10 protein-coding genes are annotated in these 11,373 nt (G+C 71.6%); 4 read left to right on the forward strand and 6 right to left on the reverse strand.

Features of this window, described 5'->3' with window-relative positions:
* Positions 1-56 precede the first annotated feature (56 nt).
* The 4 genes from E0H26_RS09305 to E0H26_RS09320 all read left to right on the forward strand — a co-directional run bounded on the left by E0H26_RS09305 (position 57) and on the right by E0H26_RS09320 (position 5,451).
* Positions 57-827, forward strand: coding sequence for a DUF5995 family protein (locus tag E0H26_RS09305; RefSeq protein ID WP_131303136.1), 771 nt, complete (start codon positions 57-59; stop codon positions 825-827).
* Between the two features lie 259 nt (positions 828-1,086).
* Positions 1,087-1,497, forward strand: coding sequence for a hypothetical protein (locus tag E0H26_RS09310; protein WP_131303137.1), 411 nt, complete (start codon positions 1,087-1,089; stop codon positions 1,495-1,497).
* A gap of 70 nt (positions 1,498-1,567) precedes the next feature.
* Positions 1,568-3,661 carry an APC family permease gene (locus tag E0H26_RS09315; RefSeq protein ID WP_206024971.1) on the forward strand — a complete coding sequence of 698 codons (2,094 nt, stop codon included), beginning with the start codon at positions 1,568-1,570 and terminating at the stop codon, positions 3,659-3,661.
* Between the two features lie 188 nt (positions 3,662-3,849).
* The gene (locus tag E0H26_RS09320) at positions 3,850-5,451 is read left to right on the forward strand and encodes a right-handed parallel beta-helix repeat-containing protein (RefSeq protein ID WP_131303138.1); all 1,602 of its coding nucleotides are present in this window, start codon (positions 3,850-3,852) and stop codon (positions 5,449-5,451) included.
* A gap of 96 nt (positions 5,452-5,547) precedes the next feature.
* Here the strand turns inward: E0H26_RS09320 and E0H26_RS09325 are convergent, their stop codons facing one another.
* From E0H26_RS09325 to E0H26_RS09350, 6 genes are all read right to left on the reverse strand, one after another.
* Positions 5,548-5,754, reverse strand: a complete 207-nt coding sequence (locus E0H26_RS09325) for a hypothetical protein (protein WP_131303139.1) — start codon at positions 5,752-5,754, stop codon at positions 5,548-5,550.
* 84 nt (positions 5,755-5,838) lie between these two features.
* Positions 5,839-7,038 carry a low temperature requirement protein A gene (locus E0H26_RS09330; protein WP_131303140.1) on the reverse strand — a complete coding sequence of 400 codons (1,200 nt, stop codon included), beginning with the start codon at positions 7,036-7,038 and terminating at the stop codon, positions 5,839-5,841.
* A gap of 182 nt (positions 7,039-7,220) precedes the next feature.
* Positions 7,221-8,141 carry a helix-hairpin-helix domain-containing protein gene (locus tag E0H26_RS09335; RefSeq protein ID WP_131303141.1) on the reverse strand — a complete coding sequence of 307 codons (921 nt, stop codon included), beginning with the start codon at positions 8,139-8,141 and terminating at the stop codon, positions 7,221-7,223.
* A gap of 235 nt (positions 8,142-8,376) precedes the next feature.
* Positions 8,377-9,726 (reverse strand): FAD-dependent oxidoreductase, encoded by a 1,350-nt coding sequence (locus tag E0H26_RS09340; RefSeq protein ID WP_131303142.1) that lies wholly within the window; start codon positions 9,724-9,726, stop codon positions 8,377-8,379.
* Between the two features lie 13 nt (positions 9,727-9,739).
* Complete coding sequence (locus E0H26_RS09345; RefSeq protein WP_131303143.1) at positions 9,740-10,090, reverse strand: TcmI family type II polyketide cyclase; 351 nt, start codon at positions 10,088-10,090, stop codon at positions 9,740-9,742.
* 125 nt (positions 10,091-10,215) lie between these two features.
* Positions 10,216-11,025, reverse strand: coding sequence for an AfsR/SARP family transcriptional regulator (locus E0H26_RS09350; RefSeq protein WP_131303144.1), 810 nt, complete (start codon positions 11,023-11,025; stop codon positions 10,216-10,218).
* Positions 11,026-11,373 lie beyond the last annotated feature (348 nt).

Consider the following 11,373-nt stretch of genomic DNA (forward strand, 5'->3'; position numbering starts at 1 on the left):
GCTGAGCCCGGCGCCGCAACGGCACCACGGCGTCGGCGAGCAGGGTGGAGGGCGACATGAGCGAGCGGGTCTGGGGGCCGGTGCACGGGGACATCGTCGACCTGCTCGCCGACCACCCGACGGACGTGCCGGCCGTGGTGGACCACCTGACCAAGTTGCAGGACATGCTGGTCCGGTTGCCACCGCTGCTGGACAGTTGCCCGCTGGCCGATTTCAACAAGCTGTACCTGACCATCACCACCAGCGTGCTGGACGGGCTGTACGCCGACCGTTTCGTCGACCCGGTCTTCCTGTCCCGACTCGATGTGGAGTTCGCCGCCCGCTACTTCGACGCGTTGCGGCTGTGGACCGACTCCAGCCCCAGCACCCCGAAGGCCTGGTCCTGTCTGTTCGAGCGGATGCGCGGCCCGGACGCCCGCCCGCTGCCCTCGGCCGCGGCCGGAGTCAACGCGCACATCAACTTCGACCTGCCGTTCGCGCTGGTCACCACCTTCGACCACCTGGAGTCCGAGCCGGTCGACGGCAGTGACCAACACCGCGACTACCTGGAGATCAACAAGATCTTCGCCGACAAGATCCCCGGCCTGCGCCGGGGCTACCTGGAGCGGTGGCAGCTGCTCATCGACATGCTCAACGGAGAGATCGACGACTGGTACCAGGGCGAACTGATCGGCTACACCCGGGATGTCGCCTGGCGTAACGCACAGCGGATCTGGCGGTGCCGGCACGACCCGCACCGACACGAACTCGAGCGCAAGCGGCTCGACGAGACGGCCGCGGCGCTCGGTCGGTTGCTGCTGTCGCCCTTGGGGGCGTTCCTGCAGTAGCCGGGACGGGGGGTCCCCGCGTCCCGTCGACGGGCGGAGCGCGGGGGCGGTCCGACCCGCCCGGGCGGCATCGCCCGGATGCACCACGGGGGAGAGCAGGGGCCGGCCGGCCCGGGGGGTGTCGGCCGGCCTCTTGCGGGTACGCCGCGGCCATGACCTCTGTGTCCCGGCGCCGTCCCGCCCCCCGACCCCGACCCCGCCCTGCTGCCCCACGTCGTCCCGCGCGTCCCGGAGACCGTGTCGGCCGGAGATCCCGGGGATGACGGCGGCCCGCTTCGGCTTCCGGTTCGATCCGTCCTGGCGCCCCGTGCTGGCCCTGCTCGGCGTCCGGCCGTCGACCGCCTGGGTGCTGGTCGACGCGAACGACCTGGCCGTGCGGTTCGGGCCCTGGCGGCTGCGGACCACCCGGGACAACGTGGCGGGTGTGGAGACCACCGGTCCGTACCGCTGGTGGCGGGCGATCGGCACGCGAGTGTCGGCGTCGGATGTCGGTATCACCTTCGGCACCAGCACCGCCGGTGGACTCTGCGTACGTTTCGTGCGACCGGTGCCGGCCCTGCTGCCCGGCGGGTGGCCCCGCCACCCCGGCTTGACGGTGACCGTCGCTGATCCCGACGCCCTGGCCCGTGCCCTGACGGTGCCGCCCCGGGATGGTGCCGACCGGCTTTGACCGTTTCGGCGAGGCGGTGTTCGACGACCGCCTACGGTCGGGGCAGGAGTGGGGGAGGACGGGGCGGGACATGGGGGACGGGGCCAGAGCGCGACGGGGCCGGGAGCGCCGTGGCAAGGCGTCCGGCACTCCCGAGCCCGCGCTGCGTGCCGCCCGTGACCCCACCCGGCCGGGCGAGCGGGCGGGCCGGCACATCGCCGTACCCGAGCAGGTGGCGGTGCGGCCACCCGGGCCGGCGGCGCCGGAGAGTCGGCTGCGTCGGTGGCTCTTCGTGCACCAGGTGCAGCCGGTCGGCCCGGAGACCGCCGAGGGGCAGGCCCGGTCGCACGCCTGGTGGCGGGTGATGTGCCTGACCGGCGTGGACTACTTCTCCACCCTGTCGTACCTGCCGGGCATCGCGGTGCTGGCCGCCGGGGCGCTCTCGCCGGTGGCGACCCTGCTGATCGTGGCGCTGACCCTGTTCGGCATGCTGCCGATGTACCGCCGGGTGGCCGGGGACAGCCCTCACGGCCAGGGCTCGGTGGCGATGCTGGAACGGCTGCTGCCGTTCTGGCGGGGCAAGATCTTCGTGCTGGTCCTGCTCGGCTTCGTGGCCACTTCGTGGATCATCACGATCACCCTCTCCTCGGCCGACGCGACCGTGCACATGTTGCAGAATCCGTACCTGCCGGCGGCGTTCGGTGGGACCACCGTCGCGGTCGTGGTGACCGTGGTGCTGCTGCTGATCCTGGGTGGGGTGTTCCTGCTCGGCTTCCGCGAGGCCGTCGCGGTGGCCGTACCCCTGGTCGCCGTCTTCCTGGCCCTGAACGCGGTGATCGTGGTGGTCTCCCTGGTCGAGATCGCCGGTGATCCGGGGCGGCTGGCCGACTGGACCGGGGCGCTGACCGTGGACGGTGGACCGGGGCAGTTGGCGTTGACCGCGGCGCTGGCGTTTCCGCTGCTGGTGCTGGGACTCTCCGGGTTCGAGACCGGGGTGAGCATGATGCCGCTGGTCGCCGGGGAGGGGCCGGACGCGCGGTCCCGGCTGGCCGCCCGGATCCGCAACACCCGGCGGTTGCTCACCGCCGCCGCGTTGATCATGTCGGTCTACCTGCTCTCGACCACCTTCGTCACCACGCTGCTCATCCCGCCCGAGCAGTTCGCCCCGGGCGGGGCGGCCAACGGACGGGCGCTGGCCTACCTCGCCCACGAGCAGGTCGGCGAGGCGTTCGGCACCGTCTACGACCTCAGCAGCGTGCTCATCCTCTGGTTCGCCGGGGCCTCGGCGATGGCTGGGCTGATCAACATCGTGCCGCGTTATCTGCCGTCCTACGGCATGGCGCCCGAGTGGGCGCGGGCGGTCCGACCGGTGGTCATCGTCTACACGCTGATCTGCGTCGGGCTGACCGTCGTCTTCCGGGCCGACGTCGACGCGCAGGCCGGGGCGTACGCCACCGGGATCCTGGCCATGATGGTCTCCGCCGCGGTGGCGGTGACGATCGCCGCGGTCGGCCGCCGGCAGCGCGGTGTCGCCGTCGGCTTCACCGTGCTCACCCTGGTCCTGCTGTACGCGCTGGTCGAGAACGTGCTGACCAAGCCCGACGGGATCGCCATCTCGGGCCTGTTCATCCTCGGCATCATCGCGGTCTCGCTGGTGTCCCGGGTCAGCCGGACCACGGAACTGCGCGCGGAGCGGGTGGAGTTCGACGAGCCGGCCCGGCGGTTCATCGCCGATTCGGTGGCCCATGACGGCCGGCTGCACGTGATCGCCCACAAGCGGCGCAGCGGCGCCGTCAAGGAGTACACCATCAAGGAGCGGGCGCAGCGCGGGCAGAATCCGGTGCCGGGCGCCACCGACGTGCTGTTTCTGGAGATCGACGTGGTCGATCCGTCGGGGTTCCGGCACGTGCTGCGGGTACGCGGTGTCGAGGTGGGCGGTTACCGGGTGCTGCGCGCCAACAGTCCGGCGGCGCCCAACGCGATCGCCGCGATCCTGCTGGCGCTGCGGGACGCCACCGGAGTGCGTCCGCACGCGCACTTCGAGTGGTCGGAGGGCAACCCGATCGCGCATCTGTTGCGGTACCTGATCCTGGGCCGGGGCGACACGCCGCCGGTGGTGCGGGAGATCCTGCGCAAGTCCGAGCCCGATCCCGCCCGCCGCCCGGGGATCCACGTCGGCGGTTGAGCCGGCGGGTCCGCCCGGCGTCCCGGATCGGCAGGGGACATGAAGGCGAAAGGCGTACTTATTCACTTATGCCGGATTTCGGGCTTTAATCGCCGTACGTTGCCTCTGGTGGCTGCCGCGACGTCAGCCGCCCCGCGCCCGATTCGGTGCGGCACTGTTTTCGCACACACGAGAGGCAGGAAACCCTCATGTCCACGTACCAAGGGAGCCGAAAACCGACCCGATCCGGGCGGCGGTCGCGGTGGTGCCTGGCCGGTGGGCTGGCGGCCGGCAGTCTGGTGGCCGCGGTAGCGGGCCTCAGCGGGGTCGCCGCGTCGGCGACCGCCCGCGATCTGCCGACGCCGAGCCCGGCCCAGCCCGCCGTGCTCTCCTCCGACGCGCCCCGCACCGACGGGGAACCGGCGGGTGGAAACGGCTGGCAACGCCCCGAAGGCGAGCAACGCCTTGACCGCGAGCAACGCCCCGAAGGCGAGCAACGCGGCGACACCGCAGGCGGCCCGCGCGACGAGCCGAGCGGCCGGACGTCCAGCGGCAACGGGCTCCCGTCCCAGCACAAGGCCGTGTCCGTGCCCTGCGACTCCGCGCAACTCGTCGCCGCGCTGGTCCGGGCCAACGCCCAGGGTGGTGGCATCCTGCGGTTGGCGGAGGAGTGCACCTACACCCTGACCCACGCCTTCCAGCAGGTCGACGAGTACGACGGCGGGATCCGGGACGCGCGGGAGGCCGCGGACGCCGCCGAGACCCCGGGCGACGCCGAGGCGCCCGCGCGCAACGCGGCCGACGACACCGCCGGCCTACCGGTGATCTACCACGCGATCACCATCGAGGGCTCCGGCGCGACCATCGCGCGCGGGGCGCAGGCCGAGGACTTCCGCTTCTTCACCGTGCGGGACGGCGGTGAGCTGACCCTGCGTGACGTGACGCTGCTCAACGGCCGGTCGAAGGTGGAGGGCGGCAGCATCCACATCGTGCACGGCGCCACGGCGGTCGTCGAGCGGGTGACCGTCGCCAACAGCACGTCGGTGTCGGCGGAGGGTGGCGGTGGTGGCATCTTCAACGACGGCAACCTGCGGATCAGCGACAGCATCCTGGTCGGCAACCGGGCCGCCGGCACCCAGGGCAAGGGCGGGGGCCTGCTCAACGGCGGGGTCATGGTCATGTACCGGACCGAGTTCCGGCACAACAGCGCCGTCAGCTACGGCGGCGGGCTGGCCAACTTCCGGGCCGCCGGGGACGTCTACTCCTCCACCTTCGTGCGCAACAACGCCGGTCAGGGCGGCGGGCTGGCCAGCTTCTCGGCCCGTACCAAGGTCTCCGACAGCCTGGTCGCCGGCAACAGCGCCGAGACCGGCGGTGGCCTGGCCAACTCCGACGCGGTGCTGGTGTTGCAGCAGTTGACGATTCGGGACAATGTCGCCACGGTCGCCGGCGGCGGCATCTCCACCGTGCAGGGGCTCCTGCCGATCGACGACAGCGTGATCCGCGACAACACCTCGCGCGGCCACGGCGGTGGGGTCTACGCCGACAAGTCCAACCTGCTCGTCCGCGGCAGCGACGTGAAGGGCAACGAGGCGGTCGGCAAGACCTCGCAGGGCGCCGGTCTGTACGTGACCGCCGGATCCACCTCGCTGTACCGCAGCGAGGTGACCGGCAACCGGTCGACGGTGCTGGCCGGCGGCGTCCACGCCGAGCGAGCGCGGGTCAAGGTCGACGAGGGCAGCGTCCTCATCGAGAACAGCCCCGCCAACTGCCTGGGCAGCAAGGTCACCGTGGCGCACTGCTTCCGCTGAGCGGGTGCCCCGACACACCAGGTGCGTCCGGCCTCTCACCGCCCGGTCTCTGCCGACCGGGACGTACGGGGCCGGACGCACCGTCGTCGTGCTGGATCACTGGGAGGGCTCGGGCAACTCGCAGTCGACCTTCGGGTTGGCGCCGACGTAGTTCAACGGGCCGGCGGCGATGGTCACCAGGATCGTGCCGACCTCGGCGCAGTTGGCCTCCTCGTTGCTGTAGTAGCCGCGCTGGCCGGCGGCGACTGCGCCGATGACGAGCCAGAGCACCACGAGGACTCCGAATATCGACGTACCGCGCATGGTTTCCTCCACGGTCGCAGGTGAGAGCAGGGTGTCCCGCCATGTACCCAACCGCGCCGCTCGGCTAACGACGGCCGCCGTCGGCTACGACGGTGGCGACGGCGCCTCGGGTGGCCGACCGCGGCTGCGCAGGTAGTCGGCCACCGCCACCCCGGCCAGCACCAGTACGGCGGCGAGCGAGGCGACCAGGGGGGACAGGAACAGCACCGCGGGTGCGACGGTGAGCAGGGCCAGGATGCCGCCCGGGCGTGACGGTGACACCCGGTTGAACACCTCCCGTTCGAAGCAGGCCCGGCCGAGGAGGAACAGCGCCGGCCCACCCAGGATGATCGCCGCCCAGGAGGGCGGGGTACGCGCGGGCACGGCGTGCAGCACCAGCTTGAATCCGGCGGCGGTGACGACCACCCCGGCGACCATGAGCAGGTGGGTGTACGGCGCGGTGTTCAGAAACCGGCTCGGATTCCGCGCGACCTGAATGGCGATGGGCAGCAGTTCCCCCGACTTGTGTACGTAGATTCGCCACAGCAGCAGGGTGGTGGTGAAGGCGAGCACCAGGGCGCCGGTCGACTCCGTCCGGCCGTGGTCGGTGCTGTAGGCCATGCCGATGACCAGGATCGTGTCGCCCAGCGCGATCGTGAAGAACTGCTGGTACCGCTCCGAGAGATGCTCGGCCGTGACGTTGCGCAGCGCCGTGGGCACCATGCCCAGCCCGGGCACCGGGTAGGCCAGCCGGAGGCCCAGGTAGTCGACGCCCAGGGCGAGCAGCCAGAGCACCAACCGGGCGTCGCCGGAGACGTACGCCCCGACGATCCACGGCACGGCCGACACCGCGAACCAGCAGAAGATCCGGGTCGCCCGCCGTTGGATCTGCGGGTGACGGCGCATCGTGGGCATCAGGAACAGGCCACGTCCCAGGTGGATGACGACGTACGCCGCGGCGAAGACCAGCCCCCGGTCGCCGAACGCCTTGGGGATCGCGGTGGTCATCAGCAGTACGCCGAACATCACCGCGAGGATCAGCGCCTTGATCGCGGGACGTTCGGGGTCGTACAGGTCGGTGACCAGGGTGGTGATGGCCCACGTCCACCAGACGGCGGCCAGCAGGATCAGGGCCTGGGTGGCCTGGACCCAACTGATCTCCTTGGCCAGGTCCTGCGAGATGAGTGCCAGGGCGACGACGTAGACGAGGTCGAAGAAGAGTTCCAGCAGGGTCACCCGGGCGGGTGTCGCCGCACTGCGGGCGAGTGACGGTGACGAGCGTGCTGGCTCCGGCTGCAACGGCACGGACGGCTCCCGGCTGCCGACTACTGTGCGCGGACCGGCTGTGCCGGCATCGGAAACGCTAGTCGGGTCGCCGTCGCCAGGGGGGCGTTATCGCCACCGCCGACCGCAACGGGTGCGGTACGCACACCGCCGGCGTGGCGACGCTCCAGTCGGGCGCCGCCGCACCGGCGGTGCGGTACTACTCAGGCAGTCTCGCCGGGCTGGCTGGCCAGGATCTTTGCCTGCTGTGGCCAGGTCACCAGGCTGGCGGTGGCCCGCAGCCCGGCACCCCGGATGGTCTCCCGCAGCGTGGTCTCGTCCAGCTCTGCCAGCTGCTGGTAGGTCCGGATGCCGGCACCGTGCAGCGCGGCGGCCATCTTCGGCCCGACACCCTGAATCCGCCGGAAGTCGTCGGCTGCCTCGACGACCGAAGTCGCCGGGGCGGCGTCGGTGCTCGGGCTGGACGCGGCGGGGCTGGGCTTCGCGGCGACGCTCGGGCTGGACTTGGTGGCAGCCTTACGCCGCACCGGCGGGGTGGCCACCGCCGGGCGGACCCCCGGCTCGTCCTCGTCCGCCTGCTCCGCCGGTCCTTCCAGGACGGCCGCCGACGGTTCGGCGCCGCTGCCAACCGTCGTGCCGACCGGCTCCGCGACCTCCGTCGTGCCGACCGGCTCAGCGACCTCCGTCGTGCCGACCGGCTCCGCGACCTCCGGCGTGCTGGCCGGTTCCGCGACTGCCGGCGTGCTGGCCGGCTCCGCGATCTCGGGCGTCGTGCTGGGGGTGTCCACGACCGCGGCCGGCGTTTCGACGGGTGCGGCGGTGGGGGTCGCCGTCGGATCGGTGCCCGTCGAGACCGGGGTGTCGGCGGTGGCGTCCGGCGTTGCGGCGACCGGCTCGGTGGCCACGGCGGACGCCGGCTCGGCCGGCACCGGCGCGGGCTGGTCGGCCGGGCTCGGCGATGCGGTCTCGGCGCGCTGGTTCGGCACCGGCCCGGGCGCCTGCGTGGTGGCGCGGTTCGTCGAGGCGGGCGGTTCGTCGCGCCGGCTGCGCAGCACCAGCCAGCCCGCCGCCAGCCCGGCCAGCAGGACCACGAGCAGTATCAGCCAGCTGCCGAAAGAGTCCATTACGGCAAACCTCCCTGAAGTTCACGTCCGGATCGTCGCGAGAAAAACTCGCCGCAGCTTCGCATACCCGCGAGCCGGGCGACAGGCAGGCCAGGTAACAGTCGATACGGGCACACCACGGGCTACCGCCGGTGCCCACGGCGGAACGGACGGTGTGGACCGGGCCGGTACGCCGATGACCCTGGCGCCGTTGCGGGCGCCAGGGTCATCGGTGTTACGCGGTCGCGTCCCGGGCTCAGTCCTCCTCGCCCCGATAGGTGTAGAAGTCGTCGACGAACTTGCGTCGCAGCCGGGGTACCTGGCTGGTGACCCGGAAGTATCCCCGGGCGCCGAGCAGGGCGAGCCGGCCGAACACCGGCTTGTACATCCGGTCGTCGCCGCTGGTGCCGCTACGGCCCAACGAGTCGGCCACCCGGGCGAAGCCGTACGGCACCATCGCCGCCTCGTAGTCGGCCACCGCCTGTACCAGCGTCTTCTCGCCGGCGGCGGCGAGAATCAGCTGACGGCGGAGCAGGTTCGCGTCCCGTAGCGCGGTGTTGGCCCCCACCCCGCGACCCGGCGTCATGGTGTGGATGGCGTCGCCGAGCAGGGTGACCGTACTGCTGAGCCAGGGCGGCACCGGCTCCGAGGTGGAGACCCGGATCGGCAGGGCGCTGTGCGGGTCGGCCCGGCTGAGCAACTCCCGCAGGTGCGGGTGCCAGTTCGCGGTCAGGTCCAACGCCACCTGGATCAACTCCGAACCCCGGCGATGCATCACGTCGGCGGGGAAACGTCGCGCGGTGCTCCAGACCACCAGGTTGATGTTGTCGCGGGTGCTGTCGTGGTGCCGCCCCGGCCAGTCGGCGAGCAACGCCGCCTCGGCCGGCGCGACGTTCGGCTTGAGCCGACCGTCGGCGTCCCACTTGAACTCCATCACGTGCAGCACACCCATCACCCCGCCGGTGCCGAAGATCAGCGAGATGCCCCGCTGTACCGCCGGTGGCAGCAGGGCCCGGGTGTGCTCGGTGAGCGGAATCCGGGTGGCGATGTTGATCGTGCCGGCGTCCCGGATGACCGCGTGTGGCAGGTACTGACGGCGTACCGCGGAATGGGTGCCGTCCGCCGCCACCAGCAGGTCGCCGGTGGCGGTGCTGCCGTCGGCGAAGTGGGCGGTCACCGTCGCGTCGTCGTTGCGCTCGTACCGGGTGAAGGTCCGGTCGAAGCGCACCACGTCCTCCATGCCGGTCAGCAGCACCTGGCGCAGCGTCATCCGGGCGACCGACCGTTCGGTGTCGACCGGATGGGTGTCCGGGCGGAGCGGGAACGAGGCGGTCTGGTGCAGCTTCTGGTTCAACACGTTGAAGTAGCGCGGCGAACGGGCACAGGTGGCCAGGTAGATCTCGAACAGTTCCGGCGGAAGACAGTCGCGCAGGGCTCGGCTGCCGGTCGGGCCGATGCCCACGCGGTAGCCGAGGAGCCCGTCCGCCCGGTGGCGATGTCGTTCGTACACCTCGACGCCGATGCCGGCGCGACGAAGCCCGTGCGCCAGGCAGAGTCCGCCGGTGCCCGCGCCGATGATCAGGACGTGCGGTGTCCGGGTGGCCATGGTGCCGTCCGGGTCAGCTGGCCGCGCGCGGTGCCGGAACCTCCGCGACGTCCCATCGGTAGAAGCAGTTGGCGATCGCGTCGCGCGGTGAGCGCCAGGTCGGCAGGTACGGCGAGGTGTGCGCCGACAGCCGCTCGTTGACCTGACGGTAGAGCGGGTGGTTGCGGGCCGTCGCGAGGGCGTCGGCACCGACGTCGTCGGTCTCCATCAGGTGTACGCACAGGTCGTGCAGGCAGTACAGGGACCGGTGGCGTACTCCGGTCAGACCGGGCAACTCGGTCGCGTCGGACTCGGCGAAGATCTGCGCCACCCGACCCTCCGCGCCCGGGATGATCCTGCTCACGATTACCAGTCGGCTGCTCATCGGACCCCTCTCACCTGTGGTCGCGCGCCCGGACCCGTCGCCGCAGCGCCGCTGCCACCCTGCCGTCGGCGCTGTCACCTGGCCGTCAACGCGGACGGTCGATCCGGTGACGTCGGGCCGGCTGGTCAGGTGCTCGGGTGGCTGCTTCGGATGCTCGGGTGCCGGCGCGGGCCGACGGCCGCCTGGCTGGCCCGGCGGATCGGCTCCAGGGTGTCGTCCAGTAGCGCGCTCATCGCCGGGGACGGCTCCAGTCGCAGCTCGCGCAGCAGCAGGTCACGGTAGACGTAGAAGGCGTGTACCGCCTCGAAGGCGTTGCCCTCGGCGAGGTGGATCCGCACGACGAGCCGGTGGGGCGTCTCCCGCAGCGGCTCGGCGGCCATCGCCTCCAGCGCCGCGTCCAGCGCCTCCCCGTGCCGCCCGGCGGCCAGGTGCTGACCGGCCACCTGTTCCAGCATGTGCAACCTGAGCTGGCGTAACCGTTCCCGGTCGGCCAACACCCATTCGTCGTACCAGCCGGGCAGCAGGTCGTGTCGTCCGGCGGCGAGTGCCTTCGCGGCGTCCTGCGGTGTCTGGCCGTCACGGACCCGGGCGGCGGTGTCGACAAGTCTGTCGACGTCGACCTGTACCGCCGCGTCCAGGCGAACCGTGTCGGCGTTCGTGGTCAACGGGCAGCACGGGTCCTGACGCAGCCGCCACAGCGCGGTCCGTAACGACGACAGCGCACGCTCCTCGGTGGTCTCCGGCCACAGCAGGCCGGCCAGTTGGGTACGGGTCGTCGCCGGGCGGAGTCCGATCAGCGCGATGACCCGTTGCAGACCACGCGGCACCACCACCGCAGTGCCATCGTGCGTCAGCCGGAAACCGCCGAGCAGATGTAGTCGGACCTCGGTGTCCCGGCGCTTGCCGGTGGTCGGCGTGGGTGGATCGGCGGCCACGGGCACCCCCTGCGCAACAGTTTGTCTGCGGGCATGGCCGGGTCCCGGCGTGGCCGCCGGGACGCCACTGTCGTCTGCGGACATCGCGCACGGCGTGCGCGCAGCCGCGTCGGGCCGCCGTGAAGGTTATCAATCACAGTTACTCTGGGTCAATGCTCGTGTCGGTAACGTAACTCGTGCCTCAACCATGAGATCGCCTCTGAACTGGCAAGTTATCGCCGCGCTGTGGTTCGGGGGCGCTCAGCCGAGCCACAGCTTGCGTCAACACAGCGTCACCGAACCTCGGGGCGGTGCAGGGCGTCGGTGACGCTGCGGTGACGGCCACCTCCGCATCGTGTCGTGAGTCGA

It is taken from the genome of Micromonospora zingiberis, from assembly GCF_004331455.1.
In the GTDB taxonomy this organism is placed as follows: domain Bacteria; phylum Actinomycetota; class Actinomycetes; order Mycobacteriales; family Micromonosporaceae; genus Micromonospora; species Micromonospora zingiberis.